This window comes from Sphingobacterium sp. CZ-UAM (assembly GCF_002000245.1).
Taxonomy (GTDB): Bacteria; Bacteroidota; Bacteroidia; order Sphingobacteriales; family Sphingobacteriaceae; genus Sphingobacterium.
Window position 1 is genome coordinate 23,923 of the sequence record NZ_MTCM01000003.1, and the last position, 19,316, is coordinate 43,238.

Genomic DNA, 19,316 nt, shown 5'->3' on the forward strand with positions numbered 1-19,316 from the left:
GGAAGCTTTTTTTTTAAAGTTTTTTTGACAATTTCTTCATTTTAGGAAGAAATTTGCCCTTTGTAACAAAAAATAATTTTTTGACCATGTAGACCAATTTTAAATATGGTATACGACTAACAAAATTTAAAACCGTAAAAACCGAATAATTACAGTTTAAAATTCTATAAAACAACATAACATAGAATTTTATTCTAAATAGAAAATTAGCACTTTAGCTATTGCCAATTATTGTAATTCCTGCTACCTTGAGGAAATGAAAATCGAAGGTTTTTACAGCAGCCTGAGATAGCGCGATTTACCAGCAAAAAACCAAACAGGGGAACTATTTATATAAGGTAAATTTTGGGTTATGAAATACTACGACAAGAACACATTGATTTATTTGGATGGAGCTTTTGTAAAAGCCTCCGAGGCTGCATTGAATCCCTTTGCACAATCGCTTCATTATGGCTACGCCGTATTCGATGGTTTACGTGCGTACAACACCCATAATGGCCCGCGCATCTTTAAAGCGGACAAGCATTTTGACCGATTAAAAAAATCCTGCGAAGCGGTTAATATTCCTTATCAATGGAGTAACCGGGAGCTAATTGACAAATGTTATGAACTTCTGGCCGTTAACAATTTACGGGAAGCTTATATCCGTCCTTTGGTGCTCACAGGTTCGAATATGCACCTGACGTCTTCTACAGAGGCTAATCTGATGATTGCCGCCTGGGAATGGGGGCCTTATCTCGGTCAGAACCTTTTACGTGTATGTATCTCTGACATCAAAAGACCTAATCCAAAATCTTTCAAAACCGACTCGAAGATATCAGGCCAATATGTAAACTCTATTCTGGCAACTACAGAAGCCATCAAAAGAGGTTTTGACGAGGCACTAATGCTTGACCATGAAGGTTTCGTGGCACAGGCTTCAAGCGAGAATATTTTTATCGAGAAAGATTTCAAAATCTATACGCCGCCAGCGAAAAACATTTTTCCCGGCATTACGCGGCAGACGGTTAAAAACATCTGTAAAAAACTGAATTTCGAAGTCATTGAAAAGCCATTGACAGTAGAAGATATCTATACTGCCGACAGCGCATTCTTATGCGGTACAGCAGCTGAAATTATCGGAATCAAACAAGTTGATGATGTGATCTATCAAGAAGAGTGGGAACACAGCATAGGGGCATCTATCCAAAGAAGATATAAAAATTTAGTATTAGAGAACGAAAATTATGAAGTCATCATCTAACGGCGAAAATGCAATGAACAAATACAGCCGTACATTTACACAAGACGAAACGCAACCTGCTGCTAAAGCCATGCTTTACGGTATCGGCCTGACAGATGCCGATATGGACAAGGCACAGGTCGGTATTGCCAGCATGGGATATGATGGTAATACGTGTAATATGCACCTTAATGATTTGGCGCAAATCGTCAAAAAAGGGGTTTGGAACAATGACTTAGTCGGTTTGACCTTTGGCACCATTGGTGTCAGCGACGGGATGAGCAACGGTACGGATGGTATGCGTTACTCACTGGTCAGCCGCGATGTAATCGCCGATAGTATTGAAACGATCTGTGGTGGTCAATATTATGATGGCTTGATCTCTATTCCTGGATGTGATAAAAACATGCCCGGTGCCATTATGGCTATGGCGCGTTTGGACCGCCCCTCACTAATGGTCTATGGGGGCACGATAGCACCCGGTCATTATAAAGGCGAGGAACTAAATATCGTTTCTGCATTTGAAGCCTTAGGACAACGTATCTGTGGCAACCTTTCCGATGAAGATTACGAAGGTATCATCAAACATACCTGTCCCGGTGCCGGTGCCTGTGGCGGTATGTATACCGCAAACACGATGGCCTCAGCAATCGAGGCATTGGGAATGAGCTTGCCATATTCTTCTTCTAATCCGGCAATCTCTGAAGAAAAGAAAAATGAATGTTTAGATGCGGGTAAATACATCCGTATCTTACTGGAAAAAGATATTAAACCTTCGGATATCATGACCCGTAAGGCATTCGAAAACGCCTTACGTACCATCGTTATCTTGGGTGGAAGTACCAATGCCGTACTTCACTTTATCGCAATCGGTAAAGCTGTAGGCGTTGATATTTCTCAGGATGACTTCCAACGTATGAGCGACGAGACCCCGGTGTTGGCAGATTTTAAACCTTCTGGTAAATACCTCATGCAGGATCTTCAACAGTTTGGTGGAACGCCTGCCGTGATGAAATATCTTTTGGATGAAGGTTTATTACATGGTGATTGTATCACTGTAACCGGAAAGACAGTTGCAGAGAACTTAGCGGATGTTAAATCCATTATGGAATATGAGCAACCTATTATCAAACCATTAAGCAACCCGATCAAAGCTACAGGGCACTTACAGATCCTGTACGGTAACTTAGCTGAAAAAGGGTCCGTTGCGAAGATCTCTGGAAAAGAAGGCGAGAAATTTACCGGTCCTGCTCGTGTATTTGACGGTGAGCATGATTTAGTTGCTGGAATAGCTTCCGGCAGAATCAAACCAGGAGATGTTGTCGTTATCAAAAATGAAGGTCCTGTGGGCGCTCCGGGTATGCCTGAGATGCTTAAACCTACTTCATTGATTATCGGTGCTGGCTTAGGTAAATCCGTGGCTTTGATTACAGATGGCCGCTTCTCCGGAGGAACACACGGTTTTGTCGTCGGTCACATCACGCCCGAATCTTACAAAGGGGGACTAATTGGCTTAGTCCATGATGACGATATCATCGAAATTGACGCCGTCAACAACAGTATCAATGTACTTCTTTCGGATGAAGAGATCGCACAACGTCGTGCGGCCTGGGTGCAACCAGCGTTGAAAGTCAGCAAAGGTGTATTATACAAATATGCTAAAACTGTAGCTGACGCCTCAGAAGGCTGTGTAACAGATTTGTAGAAGTTAAAAGTCAAAATTAAAAAGTTAAAAGTGGGAGACACTTAATAAGCCACAGGCTGAAGAGTTCAATCTCAAATATAATGTCTCTCATCTAAAATCTAATATCTCAATACTAATCAATATGAGTACACTGGAAATAACAGAAAATAAGGCTGCTACCAAGCAGGAAACGCCGACACAAATTTCGGGATCGAAAGCTGTTTTGGAAGCCTTATTGAGCGAAGGAGTTGATACCGTATTTGGTTATCCGGGTGGCGCAATTATGCCCATCTATGATGCCCTTTATGATTATACGGATCGTCTGAAGCATATTTTAGTGCGCCATGAACAAGGTGGAATCCACGCGGCGCAAGGTTATGCAAGAACTTCAGGTCGTACTGGTGTCGTCTTCGCGACGAGTGGCCCTGGAGCGACAAACTTAGTTACTGGACTGGCTGATGCCATGATCGACAGTAATCCTATTGTCTGTGTCACAGGTCAAGTCTTTGCCTCACTATTGGGGACAGATGCTTTTCAGGAAACGGATGTCATCAATATCACCGCACCGGTCACAAAATGGAACTATCAGGTCACCGACGCTACTGAAATTCCAGCTGCACTCGCAAAAGCATTTTATATTGCCAGCACCGGTCGTCCGGGGCCGGTATTGATTGATATCACCAAAAATGCGCAAATGCAATTGTTCGATTATTATGGTTACGAAAAATGCAACCATGTACGTAGCTACAGACCTGCCCCACAAGTGCGTAAGGAGTATGTCGAACAGGCTGCTGAGTTAATCAACAATGCAAAAAAACCATTTGTTCTTTTTGGACAGGGTGTCATCCTAGGTAAAGCAGAAGAAGAATTCAAAGCTTTTATCGAAAAGACCGGAATTCCATCAGCAGCTACTGTCATGGGATTGAGTGCGCTTCCTACTGACCATAAACTTCATGTCGGGATGTTGGGAATGCACGGAAATTATGCACCAAATGTCATGACCAATGAATGTGATGTCCTAATTGCTATCGGCATGCGTTTCGATGACCGTGTAACAGGTCGTTTAGACAAATATGCCAAACAGGCAAAAGTAATCCATTTGGATATCGACCCTGCAGAGATTGACAAAAACGTACAGACAACCGTACCGGTATGGGGCGACTGTAAAGAATCGCTGCCAATGCTTACAGAATTGGTTAAAGCCGTGGATCACTCCGCTTGGCTTCAACAATTCCGCGAACTTGAAAAAGAAGAAATCAAAGAAGTCATCCAAAATGAACTTCACCCACAAACCGATATTATGACCATGGGTGAGGTCATCAATGTGTTGAATGAATTGACAGGCGGTGATGCCATCATTACAACAGATGTAGGCCAACACCAAATGGTATCCTGTCGTTATGCCAAGTTCAATAACAGCAAATCCAATGTGACCTCAGGTGGTTTAGGAACAATGGGCTTCGGGCTTCCGGCAGCTATCGGCGCGTGGTATGGTGCTCCCGAGAAAACTGTTGTAGCCATTATCGGTGACGGCGGTATCCAAATGACCATTCAAGAACTGGGAACCATTATGCAATTTGGCGCGAAGGTGAAAATTTTGATCCTTAACAATGAGTTCTTGGGAATGGTACGCCAATGGCAACAACTGTTCCATGACAAGCGCTATTCATTCGTGAATATCACCAGTCCTGATTTTGTTGCTGTTGCCAAAGGATATTATATCGATGGTCAGAAAATTTCAGAACGGAAAGATCTCCGCACTGCACTTCAGACCATGCTTGAACACGATGGTGCTTATTTATTGGAAGTCATGGTAGGAAAAGAAAACAATGTATTCCCCATGGTCGCACAAGGAACATCCGTATCAGAGATCCGCTTAAAGTAAAGTTGAAAATGGAAAAACAAGAATATACCATTACCCTATACACGGAGAATTCTATCGGTCTAATCGGTAGGATCTCCACGATTTTTTCAAGAAGAAAAATCAATATCGAAAGCCTGAATACCTCCCCTTCCGAAGTAGAAGGCATACATCGGTTCACTATTGTGATTACTGAAGCAGAAGAGGTGCTACGGAAGCTTTGTCGTCAGTTGGAAAAACAGATCGACATTCTTAAAGCCTACTACAACACCAATGATGAAGTGATCTGGCAAGAGCAGGCGCTATATAAGGTACCTGCGGACGTGGTCAATGAAAAAGTTTATGTGGAGCGTTTACTACGTCAATATGGAGCCAACGTGGTTGTTATCCGTAATGATTATATCGTCTTTGAAACTGCAGGTCACCGCGAAGAGATCGATAAGTTAACGGAAGAACTGACCAAATATGGCTTGATCGAATTTGTACGCGGCGCACGTATTGCAATCATTAAAGATAGCGCCGGTTTCCACTCCAAACTCGTTCAGTTTGAGGCGAAGGAACCCTCTATTGAAATCGTTGAAAATGAATATCTCGACAAAAGAGACGACGTATTTACGATGTAAGTTTTAAAAATATCATGCAAGAAACATTTAAATTTATCCTCAAGTCGCGTCAGAAATTCATCGAATTAATTGATGGACTTTCCCCAGAACAACTCAACAAAATTCCAGCAGGATTTAATAACAATATCATCTGGAACTTTGCTCATATCGTTGTCAGTACACAGACCTTGGTCTATGTCCGCACAGGAATCAAAGCCGACACTTCTTGGGTGAAATATAACGAAGATTATAAAAAAGATACTAAACCAACCCGCTTTGTCGAACAAGCGGAAATTGATGAATTGAAAGAAATTGCAATCCGCAGTATCGAGCAAATTGCCACTGACTATGAAAATGGTGTTTTCGGAGAAATCAGCTCTTTTTCAACAGCAACCTACGGTTACCCAATGGACACAATTGAAGAAGTTATTGCCCTGACATCAGGACATGATAACGTTCATTTCGGTTACGCAATGGCTCAACGCAGATTAGTACAATAATTAAAATAAATAATCAACAACCAATAACAGAAAGAAAGTAAAACAATGGCAAATTATTTCAACACCTTACCGCTTAGAGAGCAGTTAGAACAATTAAGTCACGCTGAATTCATGGACAACAGCGAATTCACGGATGGTGTAAACGCTTTAAAAGGTAAAAAAATCGTAATCGTAGGATGTGGTGCACAAGGCTTGAACCAAGGTTTAAACTTAAGAGATAGCGGACTGGACGTTTCTTATGCTTTACGTAAAGAGGCTATTGAACAAAAAAGAGATTCCTGGAAAAACGCTACAGACAATAACTTTAACGTAGGCACTTACGAAGAATTGATCCCGACTGCGGATTTAGTTATCAACTTGACTCCAGATAAACAACATACATCAGTGATCAACGCCGTGATGCCATTGATGAAAGAGGGAGCTACATTGTCTTATTCACATGGTTTCAACATCGTTGAAGAAGGAATGCAGATCCGTAAAGATATCACTGTGATCATGGTTGCGCCAAAATGTCCGGGTTCGGAAGTTCGTGCAGAATACCTTCGTGGATTTGGTGTACCTACTTTGATTGCCGTTCACCCAGAAAATGATCCACAAGGAAAAGGTTGGGCTGAAGCAAAAGCATATTGTGTGGGAACAGGTGGTCACAAAGCCGGTGTATTGAAATCATCCTTCGTCGCAGAAGTAAAATCAGATTTAATGGGTGAGCAAACGATTCTTTGTGGATTGTTGCAAACAGGTTCGATCTTATCTTTCGACAAAATGGTCGAAAAAGGAATCGACGCGGGTTACGCATCCAAATTGGTACAATATGGTGTAGAGGTGATCACTGAAGCTTTGAAACATGGTGGCGTAAGCGGTATGATGGACCGTTTGAGCAATCCTGCAAAAGTAAAAGCTTTTGAGATCTCTGAAGAACTGAAGGATATCATGCGTCCATTGTTCCAAAAACACCAAGACGATATCATGTCAGGTCACTTCAGCAAGACCATGATGGAAGATTGGGCAAACGGTGATGCAAACTTATTGAAATGGAGAGCCGAAACAGGTGAAACAGCCTTCGAAAAAACTCCGGCTGCCGATGTTAAAATCAACGAGCAAGAATACTTCGACAATTATACATTGATGGTCGCTTTCATTCGTGCTGGGGTAGAATTGGCATTTGAAACAATGGTTGAAGCTGGTATCAAACCGGAATCAGCATACTACGAATCACTGCACGAAACACCCTTGATCGCTAACACAATTGCACGTAAGAAATTGTTCGAAATGAACCGTGTTATTTCTGATACAGCAGAATACGGTTGTTACTTATTCGATCAGGCTTGTAAACCGTTATTGGCTGATTTCATGAAAACTGTGGATACAGATTTAGTAGGTAAAAACTTCAACGAAGGTAAAGATGCTGCTGTTGACAATGCACAATTGGTTGCCATCAATGAAATTTTACGCGAGCATCCTGTAGAAATCGTTGGCCGCAAATTGCGTAAAGCGATGACTGCCATGAAAGCGATCAAAACTGTTTAAAAATCATACAAATCAGCTGTTTTTTTACGGCCGAAACGAATATCCAAGTGAATTCAATAGACATATGTGTCTTTAAATCATGAAAATTTCGTAATTTAGTATATTAAAACCAAGGTGATATTGAGACATTTACAATATCACCTTGGTTAATATAAAAATAACATAAGAGAGAATAAAAATGTCAAAAACATTAGTAGAAAAGATTTGGGATGCTCACGTCGTCAAGCGTGAAGAAGGGTTTCCAGATATTCTGTATATCGACACCCACTTAATTCATGAGGTTACTTCACCTCAAGCTTTTGATGGCTTACGCAAAAGAGGAATTCCAGTCTTTCGTCCAAAGCAAACGGTAGCTACTGCCGACCATAACGTACCGACCCTCAACCAACATTTACCGATCAAAGAAGAGTTATCGCGCTATCAAGTCGATATGCTGACCAAAAATTGCGCTGAATTTGGCATTGAACTCTATGGTTTGGGACATCCTTATCAAGGGATTGTACACGTGATCGGTCCGGAGTTAGGTATCACACTGCCGGGTAAAACAATGGTCTGTGGAGATAGCCATACCTCGACACACGGTGCCTTTGGAGCTATTGCATTTGGTATTGGAACCTCTCAGGTTGAACAGGTCTTTGCGACGCAATGTTTATTGCAGTCCAAACCTAAAACCATGAAAATTGAAGTCAATGGTACCCTACAAAAGGGTGTTGGCGCAAAAGATATTATTCTCTATATTATCGCTCAGATTTCTGCGGCAGGTGGGACAGGCTATTTTATCGAATATGCAGGTTCAGCAATCCGCTCGTTGAGTATGGAAGCACGGATGACCATCTGTAACATGAGTATTGAAATGGGCGCTCGTGGCGGTTTAATTGCACCCGATCAGATTACATTTGATTATGTGAAAGGCCGTGAATTCGCGCCAAAAGGAGAAGATTGGGACAATGCCCTTGCCTACTGGAAAACATTATATTCAGACGAAGACGCGATCTTCGATAAGGTATTGACATTTGATGCAGCAGATATCGCTCCGATGATTACCTATGGTACAAATCCGGGCATGGGTATGGGTATTGCAGAACATATCCCAGCAACCAGTGCACAACCGGAATCGGAAAGACCTTCGTATCAAAAAGCCTTAGACTACATGGGCTTTAAAGACGATTCCGTTGTCTTGGGTAACCGTGTTGATTATGTATTTATCGGGAGCTGTACGAATTCCCGTATTGAAGATTTACGTGAAGTAGCTTCTTTCGTGAAGGGAAAACAAAAAGCACAGGATGTTGAAGTATGGATCGTACCGGGCTCCAAACAAGTTGAAAAACAAGCTAAAGAAGAAGGTTTGGATAAAATATTTGAAGCCGCGGGATTCCAATTGCGTGAACCAGGATGCTCGGCATGTTTAGGAATGAACGAAGATAAAATCCCGGCAGGCAAATATTGTGTTTCAACTTCAAATAGAAATTTCGAAGGCCGTCAGGGACCTAATGCACGTACCATGTTGGTATCGCCACTCACCGCAGCAGCAGCAGCAGTAACTGGCAAAATAACAGATGTTAGAGAGTTGATCTAAGAAAATAACTATAATATATTAATCTAAAAATGAAAAGTAACATTAAGATCACATCTATCATCTTAGCCGGAGCGACACTTTTTACCAGTTGCGCAAGCACAACAATGATTCAGTCAAATCCAGTTGGTGCAAAAGTTTATATTCAAGGTGAATATGCGGGGACAACACCATATTCTTATAAAGACACAAAAATCGTTGGTAGTACGACTAACCTGAAAATTGAGAAAGAGGGGTATGAACCATTCTCAACAAGTTTCTCACGAAATGAAAAAGCTGATGTCGGCGCTATTATAGGCGGTATTTTTGTCTTGGTTCCATTTCTATGGACAATGAAATATAAAGACCAACATACATACGAACTAATACCATTGGGTGCAGGGACAAAAAAAGAAACCACAACAGATACATCAATAGCAGCGAAATTACAAGAGCTGAAAAAGATGTATGAGGACAAGCTCATCACCAAAGAGGAGTACGAACAACAACGGGAAAAGGTTTTGAACAACTATAGTTCGACTGAAAATAAAACAGATAAAAAAACAGAAAGCTAATATTTAAAGCTTTTGGTTTTTTATTTTGACTTTTTAAAAAAATGAAAAAATTTGAAACTTTAACATCACAGGTAGTTCCATTACCTATCGAAAATATTGATACCGATCAGATCATACCGGCACGTTTTCTAAAAGCGACCACACGCGAGGGCTTTGGAGACAACCTGTTCCGTGACTGGCGTTTTGATAGCGAAAATCAGCCTAAAGCAGATTTCGTATTGAATAACCCCACTTATTCCGGAAAGATATTAGTGGCCGGTAAAAACTTTGGCTGCGGCTCTAGCCGTGAACATGCTGCATGGGCAATCCAGGACTATGGCTTTGACGTTGTTATCAGTTCGTTTTTTGCAGATATTTTTAAAGGTAACGCCCTTAACAATGGCGTATTGCCGATACAGGTTTCTGATGAGTTCTTAGCCAAAATCTTCGAATTGGTCCACCAAAATCCAAACACAGCAATTATCGTTGATCTCGAAAAACAAACAGTTATGTTAACAGAGACTGGCGATCAATTTGAATTTGAAATCAATCCATACAAAAAATCATGCTTGATTAATGGATACGATGATATCGATTTTATCCTGAATCAAAAAGATCTAATTGAATCATTTGAAACAACAAGAAAATGGTAGACCCAGTCGTCCATATTGCCAATTTAACTATTCAGCATGGTAAAGATACCATACTGCAAGAGTTAAATTGGCAAATTTTCCCCGGAGAACAATGGATCCTTGGCGGTCCAAGTGGCACGGGAAAAACGACGCTTGCAAAAGCAATTACTGGACAACTAAAATACGAGGGTACCCTATCCTTTCATCTTGATAGGGAAAGCCCTTTGCCAGCGATTGTGCATTACGTCTCCAATTGGTTTCAATTTACCAATCTGGAGGGTGATCGCAATTTCTATTATCAACAACGCTACAACAAATTTGCAAAAAACGATACCTTAACGGTCTTTGCGGAATTAAAGCATTATGCAAAGGACGAACAGTTAGCCTTTGAAGATGTCACACCCTACCTCAGCATTTTTGGGTTTGAAAACTTCAAAGATCAACAACTGATCGAACTTTCCAGTGGCGAACACAAAAGGCTACAGTTGGTCAAAGCGTTATGGCTTCAACCACAGGTCTTGATTATCGACCAGCCTTATACCGGGCTGGATGTACAGTCTAGAAAAGATTTGAATCAAATCTTTGATCAGCTTGCAGAAAAGGGCGTATCACTACTGTTGATTACGAATGATGATGAACAGCCGGATTGCATCAATCGCTTTGCCGAAATCCAGGATGGGAAAATAGTCATTCGCCAAAACAGCAGCGAAATTTCGAAAGGAGTACCACGAAAGCGAAAGGAATTACCTTATTTTTTACAGAAATCGCCAAAAATCTCCGCCCCGATTATGGTCAAGATGAAGCAAGTCCATATTTCTTATGGCGATAAGGAGGTTTTAAAAAACATTGACTGGGAAGTGAAAGCAGGTGAAAAATGGCTATTGCAGGGTCATAATGGCTCAGGGAAATCAACTTTATTAAGTCTGATCAATGGAGACCATCCGCAGGCCTATGCCAATGACATACACTTGTTTGGTAAAAAACGGGGATCAGGAGAAAGTATCTGGGAAATCAAAGAACACCTTGGAATTATTTCGCCCGAATTACATTGGTACTACGATATGAATGCCAACGTAGGCCAGACCATCGCTTCAGGCTTTTTCGACTCAATGAGTCTTTATCAGAAATTAGGCTACGAGCAACAGCAGAAGCTCGATCAAGTGCTCCATTTCTTTGATCTCAAAGATGTAAAGCATAAAACTTTGGGATCTTTACCTTTAGGCCAACAGCGACTGGTACTCTTAGCGCGAACAATCGTAAAACATCCCGAATTACTTATACTAGATGAACCTTGTCAAGGGTTGGACAAGGAGCAATCGCAATATTTCAACGATGTGATCGATGACCTGAGCAAGAATGGGCAGACGCTGATATATGTCGGTCATTTTCAGAGCCAATTGCCGACCTGCATAGATAACAGGATGGTACTGGAAAGAGGTGAAATTAAATCCGTGGAACGAGTTATCCACAAAAAAGAGGTTTTATCAACATAAAAATTGTGGAAAACCCATTAATTAGAAACAAATAAAAAAGATAACAGATCAGGCACGAGCTAGCGTCTCTGTACTCAGATCTAATATCTCAATACTAAAATACAATGAACAAAAATATTTTAATCATACCTGGAGATGGCATTGGCCAAGAAGTAACAACCTGGGGTAAAAAAGTTTTAGAGAAAATCGGTGAAAATTATGGCCATGAATTCAACTTTGATGAGGCCATCATGGGACATACTGCAATTGAAGCGACTGGCAACCCACTTCCAGATGAAACATTGGCGAAGGCAAAGGCATCCGATGCCATTCTTTTCGGTGCAATTGGACATATCAAATATGACAATGATCCCTCAGCTAAAGTAAGACCAGAACAGGGCTTATTGAAAATCCGCAAAGAACTAGGACTTTACGCCAACCTTCGTCCAATCCTTTTGTTTGATGAATTATTGGATGCTTCAAGCCTAAAACCTGAAATTCTTCGCGGCACCGACATTCTTTTCTTCCGTGAATTGACAGGCGATGTATATTTTGGTGAGAAAAACCGTAATGAAGACAATACCTTCGCTTCGGATCTGATGAATTACCACCGTTATGAAGTAAAGCGTATCGCACGCAAAGCTTTTGACGCAGCCCGTACACGTAACAAAAGATTATGCTCGGTTGATAAAGCCAATGTCTTAGAAACCTCTCGCCTTTGGAGAGAAGTAGTCCAAGAGATTGCCAAAGAATATCCAGATGTGGAAACGGAGCACATGTTTATCGATAATGCAGCCATGCAATTGGTTAAAAATCCGAAAAAATTTGACGTTGTATTAACGGCTAATCTTTTTGGTGATATCCTGACCGATGAAGCTTCACAAATTGCCGGTTCAATGGGTATGTTGGCTTCCGCTTCAGTGGGTGATGGCACAGGTTTCTTTGAGCCTATCCACGGTTCAGCACACGATATTGCGGGTCAGAATAAAGCGAATCCACTTGCTTCCATTTTATCTGCAGCCCTAATGCTTGACATTAGCTTTGGTCTTCAGGAGGAAGCAAAAGCGGTCACCAACGCTGTTGCTGAAACGTTGAAAGCTGGCTGGAGAACAGGTGACATCGCCAATAGTAACACCGATGCATCAAAAATCTTAGGTACGCAGGAAATGGGTGAAAAAGTATTAGCGTTTATTAAATAATAATGAGATATGCGTGGGGAGTTTTGCTTCTTACGTTTTTTTATAAATCTTTTGAATTAAGAAATTATGTTACACGATCCTAATCATCTTTATATCTTCGACACCACATTACGTGATGGCGAACAGGTACCAGGATGCCAATTAACTACACCAGAGAAAATTGAGATCGCAAAGGACTTAGAAAAACTAGGGGTTGATATTATCGAAGCTGGTTTTCCTGTTTCCAGTCCCGGAGATTTTCAATCTGTAGTAGAACTATCCAAGGCGGTGAATGATGTTATTATATGCGCATTGACCCGTGCCAATCAGAATGATATTGATGTAGCTGCAGAAGCATTGAAATTTGCCAAGCGTCCGCGTATCCATACCGGTATTGGCTCTTCGGATATGCATATCAAGTATAAATTCAATAGTACACGTGAAGAAATTTTAGAACGTGCAGTAGCAGCTGTAAAACATGCTAAATCCTATGTGGAAGATGTAGAGTTTTATGCCGAAGATGCGGGTCGTGCAGATCTGGAATTTTTAGCTAAAATGGTTGAATCTGTCATTGCTGCCGGCGCAACGGTCGTAAATATTCCAGATACCAACGGCTACTGCTTACCGGACCAATATGGTTCCAAAATCAAGTATCTCAAGGAAAATGTACGCAATATTGATCAGGCAATTATCTCGGCACACTGCCATAATGATTTAGGCCTTGCTACTGCGAACTCTATCGCAGCTATACAGAACGGCGCCCGTCAGGTTGAATGTACCATCAATGGAATCGGTGAACGCGCGGGAAATACCTCTTTGGAAGAAGTAGCAATGATCCTTAAAGTACATAACCAAGCTTTCGGTAGCTTAACGTCAAATATCGATAGCCGTATGTTTACCTACCTGTCCCGTAAGGTGAGTGAAATGATGAACATGCCTGTGCAACCCAATAAAGCAATTGTTGGACGGAATGCCTTTGCCCATAGTTCAGGTATCCATCAGGATGGTTTTTTGAAGCACCGCGAAAATTACGAAATCATCAGACCAGAAGATGTGGGTTTGGATGAAGCAGATATTATCTTAACGGCGCGTTCAGGTAGACATGCACTTAAACACCATTTAGAGCGTTTGGGCTTTCATCTTGAAAAAGATGACCTAGCAGATTGCTATCAACGCTTTTTGGTTTTGGCCGACGAAAAGAAAAATATTTGCGATGATGACCTAAAAAGCCTCATCCAAGAAAAGATATAAAAAGGAAGGCTGCACATGCAGCCTTTTTTTATCAGGAATACATTTTTAAGAGGATTCTGCAATAACATGTATAAACTTTTTTGTACTATGTACGCCTGATCTTTTTCATAAAAATCAACTGAATTTAAATCAAATTTAAACACAACATAGGTAGCATCTCTAGCATCGCGGCGGATATCCCCGTTTTCTTTACTACCTTCATTAGACATATCATCTAACTATGAATCTATCAACCCTAAACATCGATTCCGAAGCTACGCTTGAGCGTATCAAATCTGTGGTCAATCGTACGCCCTTACAATATAACCGACATTTATCTGAAAAATATGGCGCGGAAGTCTATCTCAAACGAGAAGATTTACAAGTGGTACGTTCCTATAAACTGCGGGGTGCCTACAATAAAATTATCTCGTTGACAGAAGAAGAAAGACAACGTGGTGTGGTCTGTGCCAGCGCAGGTAATCACGCTCAGGGGGTAGCCTTTTCATGCAACAAATTAGACATTAAGGGCGTCATATTTATGCCTGGACCAACCCCACGCCAAAAGATCTCCCAGACCGAAATGTGGGGCAATGGCAATGTTGAAATTGTATTGACCGGCGATACATTTGATGACTGTCAAAAAGCGGCTCTGGCCTATACGGAAGAACATGGAATGACTTTTATTCCGCCATTCGATGACCTCAAAGTTGTGGAAGGACAAGGCACGGTAGCGGTAGAGGCATTACAGGATCTACCCGATATGGATGCGATCTTTATACCGATCGGTGGTGGTGGACTCGCTGCGGGTGCAAGCTACTACCTGAAAAGTAAAAACAAAGCAATCAAGTGCTATGGCGTCGAGCCTGAGGGAGCACCATCGATGCAGGCCGCGTTGGAAAACGATGCCCCTTTTGAACTCGAGCATATCAACAAGTTTGTGGATGGGGCTGCTGTGAAAAAAATAGGCGCCACAACATTCGCCATCGCCAAGCAGCTGCTGGATGATACACGTTCCATCCCCGAAGGTAAAATCTGTACCTGCATTCTGGAACTATATAATAAGGATGCAATCGTGGTTGAACCTGCGGGCGCACTTTCGGTCGCCGCATTGGAGTTCCACAAAGACGAAATTAAAGGTAAGAAAGTCGTCTGTATTATTTCTGGTGGCAATAATGATATTGACCGCATGAGTGAGATCAAAGAACTGTCTTTACTTTATGAAGGTTACAAGCATTATTTTATTGTCCGGTTCCCACAAAGACCAGGCGCGTTGAAACTTTTTGTATCCGAAGTTCTCGGTCCCAAAGATGATATCACCCGGTTTGAATTTATCAAAAAAACAGAACGGGAAAGAGGTCCCGCTTTGGTCGGTATTGAGCTCAACAAGCCTGAAGATTACGAAACACTGATCGCAAGGATGAAAGAATACAAATTTGATGTTATTGAAATCAATAAAGATCAAACTTTATTTGAGTATCTGGTCTAAAAATATAAATCCACCATTTAGGTATAAAATGCCTCCAGAAGTTTAACGAACTTTATGGAGGCATTTTTATATAGGAAAGAACGCAGCCCCATTGTCAAAACTGTGCAGCATACCCTTTCCGAAAATTACATTTCAATAGCTTAACAAGAGCAAAATGGGTAAAATCGGCTCATTTTATCAACCATTCCGAAAATCAGTCTGCGCCATTCACGCAAGTCCATTATAGCGGTTAAAATTTATGCTATTTTTCATGATATAAAAATCTTATATTTAAGTGTTTAATCAATACTACAAGAAAAATGAGAGTACTAATTTTAACGATTCTGACCTTAATCGGTCAGCTTACCTTCGCACAGGAAGACAAAAGTAAACGTCCAAGTCCTCCGGCCAATACGAAAGTAACGACCACCGACGGTGTGACAATTGACATCAACTATAGCCGTCCTTCATTGAAAGGTCGCAAGCTCGGCGTCGATATCGCCCCCATTGGAAAAGTCTGGCGTACGGGCGCCAATGAAGCCACCACGATCGAGTTCAACAAAGATGTACTCGTAGAGGGTAAAAAGCTAGCAGCAGGGAAATACGGTCTTTACAGCATCCCCGGAGAGCATGAGACAACCTTGATGTTCAGCAAAGTGTGGAACCAATGGGGTACAAAATATGATGCTAAAGATGATGCTCTGCGCGTTTCTGTTAGCAATAGTACCAGCAGCAATATGCAGGAACAGTTCAAGATAAACGCGACCGCAGATGGGAATATTTCCCTGGAATGGGGAGAATATGCCGTCCCTTTTAAAGTCAAGGCAAGCAACTAGCGGATCCCATAAGTCCGTTTTATAACAATAGGCTACCGGTCAAAGTACGACGGGTAGCCTATTGTTATAGGATCGGAAAGCTTTTATATGGTCAAAAAGCAATTCGTATGCTTAGTCAATAATCGTCTTTTCAGTAACGGTCTTATCTGTTTTATTCAAGCCGTACTTTACCATAAAGGCGTTATACTCCTCCTCATCACGGTTCATTTTATCGTACCAGTTCTTTTTTAGGATTAGCGTCGTAATACCCAATACAAGGATTGTTGTAAGTAAACCCTGCCCTTGTTTGATCACAATATACATCGGCACCAAGGTTAGACAACATTGCCATAAGATACCCACCGCTACATTCACCATATCCCGTTTGAAATGATTATTCTTCTTGAGATCAGGATATTTTGCGAGCGCTTTTTGATGAATAGGCCTCCAGAATCCCCAAGGACGTACACGCACATAAAAATCGACTAACACGTCCTCTTCGGTAGGCTGGGATAGCCATGTACCGGCAAAACAGCCCAATAGGGATAAGGCAAACAAAACAGGAAAGAAATACAGCGGCAGTGTATCCGGAAAAATTTGCGGTAATAGGATTGCTCCAAATATCCCGGTCAACATTCCCCAGAAAAATCCGGCGCCGTTAAAACGCCACCAATGCCATTTCAATACATTTGCTGCGATATAACCACCATAAAGAGCGGAGACAATCCATTGCAAAACCGAATTTATATTCTGCACATACAAACCTATAACCGTGCTGCAGACGACCACTGCAATCGATACAATATAACTTAGACGGATCTGCTTTTTGGGAGAGGCAGACCGGTACATAAGCTTCAACAGCACATCGTTTACTAGATAGGCCTGTGCAGCATTCACCGTTGATGCAAATGAAGACATAAATGCCGCCAATAGACCTGCCAACAATAATCCAGTCAGCCCAACTTTGCCGAAGCGGCTGATTGCTTTGGGCAAGATGATCTCAAAATCCATCTGATTGCCCATCTGCGCAAATTCATCCCTAAAAAACACAAGTGCTAGCACTGTGAAACCCATGATCATCAGATAACGCGGAATAAGTAGGATCACCGACACCGAACCACTCATCAAAGCCGCCTCTCTCGGAGATCTACAGGCCAATATCTTCTGCATATCATAGTTGGCCGCCGGTCCTGCCATGCTCATAAATATACCCTTAAACAGCATCATCATGACAAATACGGTAAAAAGATTATACTGATCATTGGCGATCCGGTCCATGATGGAAGGAAGTAAAGTACTCCAGTCCAGATCCAATTGCCAACCAAAGAAGGGCGAATCCCAACCTTCTGGCGTATTAGCCGCCAATAGCTCGGGACTAACCTGCTGCATGGCAATCACAGCAATGGCAATCCCCGAAATAATCATAATGCCAAACTTGACTATATCCGCCCAGACAATACTATGCATTCCCCCAAGCATGACGTAAAAAGTCGTGATTGCGGTAAAGAAAATGCCGTACAATTGAGGCGCCATTGCAGGGTCAATCGTCAAGGGAATAAAGCGGGATACCTGCTCCCATGGAAAAAAAACCTCCATGAATTTCCCTATACCAATAAAACCATAACATAAAAACCCGAGTACCGCAACAATAGCGTATAGAATCACAATGGTGTACGCCCCGTCTGCACCCCGACCATGACCAAAACGCGTACGGATCCACGCTGCTCCGGTCAGAACATTGGAACGTCGAAGCCAGACAGATAAATAGACCATCAAAAAGATCTGATTGAAAACAGGCCATAACCAGGGAATCCACATACTTTTTAAGCCATATACAAAAGCAAGATAGACCATCCACATGGTCCCCGAAATGTCGAACATACCTGACGCATCAGAAATACCGAGCATATAATAAGGCAGGGTCTTCCCGCCTAAAAAATAGGAATCGAGATTCTTAGCGGCTCGTTTTTTGAGGATCAAACCGATTACAATCATCGCTATTAAATAACTAACGATGATAACTATATCTATTACGGAAATTTCCATGAATATTCTTTTCGTGGTCATCCGCAATCTACAATTATATTTCTATTTCTCCAATTGATCAATGACGACCGACACCGGGTAATGATCGGATATCCCTTCAAGTGCTGCGCCATTATGAACTTCTACCTGTTGCACATGCGGGGCTAAAGCTTCAGATAACAAAATATAATCCAAACGTTCGGAAACAGCAGGCAGTCGGGCGTCTCCCCATTTCCAATTATAGAGCGTGGCTGTAGGGAAGCTAGCCCGTTTGGACTCAGGAAACACAGCGCGTCCGATACAATCATCAAAACCTGCAGCCATAAAAGTTGACAATACACGATAATCAAATCTACTACCGTTCATATTGCCATATTGTGGATGCTCCTGATCCCATTTTCTTAGATTCGCCTTCAATGCAGACTTCGGCTCCAACCAGCTGGCATCCAACGGAGAATAAGCGTTCAGGTCTCCCATAATGATACAGTTGTCCAAACGGTTAGTCTTTATATATTCTACAATTTGTCTTGCCTCTCCCAGTCGATATTTCCAGGAAAAGGGACTTAAATGGGTCACAATAAGATCTAAGTTTTTGATCTTTACATGTAGCATGCCATGCCAGAAGCTATCCACCTGCGCTTTAATCAGCGTAATTGGATAACGCGAGGAGATACCGACGGGGTAACCTTTCTCTTTTAATAAAACCGTATAGGGATGGCCATATGTTTTGGCCAATTGTGCGAGATCTGTTTGCTTAAAATCGACCAGTTCCTGCAATGCAACAATATCAGGCTGCTCTTTTCGAATCCAATCACTAAATTTATCTTTACGGTCCTGCTGCTTCTCAAAGCCATTCCAGATATTATAGGAGATAATTTTTAAGGTCTCCGATTCTTGAGCCCGCACCGAAAACGCCAAGCTGAAAAGACTGATCAAAGCGAGAATTTTAGCACAAACATTCTTTAACATAGCATTGTTTTTTTCATTGCACATT

Annotated in this window: 16 protein-coding genes; 14 read left to right on the forward strand and 2 right to left on the reverse strand. The window is 41.8% G+C overall.

All coding sequences use genetic code 11. The features are described from left to right. Window positions 1–352 precede the first annotated feature (352 nt). From BWD42_RS14035 to BWD42_RS14100, 14 genes are all read left to right on the forward strand, one after another. Window positions 353–1,243: a branched-chain amino acid transaminase gene (locus tag BWD42_RS14035; protein WP_077437039.1), complete on the forward strand. Its 891-nt coding sequence runs from the start codon at window positions 353–355 to the stop codon at window positions 1,241–1,243. Then, on the forward strand, window positions 1,227–2,927 hold the full coding sequence (gene ilvD / locus BWD42_RS14040; RefSeq protein WP_077437040.1) for a dihydroxy-acid dehydratase: 1,701 nt from the start codon (window positions 1,227–1,229) through the stop codon (window positions 2,925–2,927). The genes BWD42_RS14035 and ilvD overlap by 17 nt, the downstream gene beginning before the upstream one ends. Window positions 2,928–3,048: 121 nt before the next feature. Then, entirely contained in the window at window positions 3,049–4,791 is a 1,743-nt protein-coding gene (ilvB, locus tag BWD42_RS14045) for a biosynthetic-type acetolactate synthase large subunit (RefSeq protein ID WP_077437041.1), read from the forward strand. Window positions 4,792–4,799: 8 nt separating this feature from the next. Next, window positions 4,800–5,390 carry an acetolactate synthase small subunit gene (gene ilvN / locus BWD42_RS14050; RefSeq protein WP_077437042.1) on the forward strand — a complete coding sequence of 197 codons (591 nt, stop codon included), beginning with the start codon at window positions 4,800–4,802 and terminating at the stop codon, window positions 5,388–5,390. 14 nt (window positions 5,391–5,404) lie between these two features. Next, entirely contained in the window at window positions 5,405–5,869 is a 465-nt protein-coding gene (locus BWD42_RS14055; RefSeq protein WP_254846238.1) for a DinB family protein, read from the forward strand. Between the two features lie 45 nt (window positions 5,870–5,914). Continuing rightward, entirely contained in the window at window positions 5,915–7,396 is a 1,482-nt protein-coding gene (ilvC, locus tag BWD42_RS14060; RefSeq protein WP_077437044.1) for a ketol-acid reductoisomerase, read from the forward strand. Between the two features lie 178 nt (window positions 7,397–7,574). Next, window positions 7,575–8,972, forward strand: a complete 1,398-nt coding sequence (leuC, locus tag BWD42_RS14065; protein WP_077437045.1) for a 3-isopropylmalate dehydratase large subunit — start codon at window positions 7,575–7,577, stop codon at window positions 8,970–8,972. 29 nt (window positions 8,973–9,001) lie between these two features. Continuing rightward, complete coding sequence (locus BWD42_RS14070; protein ID WP_077437046.1) at window positions 9,002–9,523, forward strand: PEGA domain-containing protein; 522 nt, start codon at window positions 9,002–9,004, stop codon at window positions 9,521–9,523. Window positions 9,524–9,564: 41 nt separating this feature from the next. Then, window positions 9,565–10,155 carry a 3-isopropylmalate dehydratase small subunit gene (leuD, locus tag BWD42_RS14075; RefSeq protein ID WP_077437047.1) on the forward strand — a complete coding sequence of 197 codons (591 nt, stop codon included), beginning with the start codon at window positions 9,565–9,567 and terminating at the stop codon, window positions 10,153–10,155. Next, window positions 10,149–11,627, forward strand: coding sequence for an ATP-binding cassette domain-containing protein (locus BWD42_RS14080; RefSeq protein ID WP_077437048.1), 1,479 nt, complete (start codon window positions 10,149–10,151; stop codon window positions 11,625–11,627). Before leuD ends, BWD42_RS14080 begins: the two co-directional genes overlap by 7 nt. Before the next feature lie 104 nt (window positions 11,628–11,731). Continuing rightward, window positions 11,732–12,805: a 3-isopropylmalate dehydrogenase gene (gene leuB, locus BWD42_RS14085; RefSeq protein WP_077437049.1), complete on the forward strand. Its 1,074-nt coding sequence runs from the start codon at window positions 11,732–11,734 to the stop codon at window positions 12,803–12,805. A gap of 66 nt (window positions 12,806–12,871) precedes the next feature. Further along, window positions 12,872–14,035 carry a 2-isopropylmalate synthase gene (locus tag BWD42_RS14090; protein WP_077437050.1) on the forward strand — a complete coding sequence of 388 codons (1,164 nt, stop codon included), beginning with the start codon at window positions 12,872–12,874 and terminating at the stop codon, window positions 14,033–14,035. A gap of 220 nt (window positions 14,036–14,255) precedes the next feature. Further along, the gene (ilvA, locus tag BWD42_RS14095; RefSeq protein WP_175992065.1) at window positions 14,256–15,503 is read left to right on the forward strand and encodes a threonine ammonia-lyase IlvA; all 1,248 of its coding nucleotides are present in this window, start codon (window positions 14,256–14,258) and stop codon (window positions 15,501–15,503) included. 299 nt (window positions 15,504–15,802) lie between these two features. Continuing rightward, the gene (locus BWD42_RS14100; protein WP_077437051.1) at window positions 15,803–16,318 is read left to right on the forward strand and encodes a DUF2911 domain-containing protein; all 516 of its coding nucleotides are present in this window, start codon (window positions 15,803–15,805) and stop codon (window positions 16,316–16,318) included. Window positions 16,319–16,429: 111 nt separating this feature from the next. On the opposite strand, the gene BWD42_RS14105 is transcribed toward BWD42_RS14100, so the two are convergent. Beyond that, on the reverse strand, window positions 16,430–18,343 hold the full coding sequence (locus BWD42_RS14105) for a sodium:solute symporter family protein (protein ID WP_077437052.1): 1,914 nt from the start codon (window positions 18,341–18,343) through the stop codon (window positions 16,430–16,432). Window positions 18,344–18,385: 42 nt separating this feature from the next. Next, window positions 18,386–19,291: an endonuclease/exonuclease/phosphatase family protein gene (locus BWD42_RS14110; protein WP_077437361.1), complete on the reverse strand. Its 906-nt coding sequence runs from the start codon at window positions 19,289–19,291 to the stop codon at window positions 18,386–18,388. Window positions 19,292–19,316: the final 25 nt, after the last annotated feature.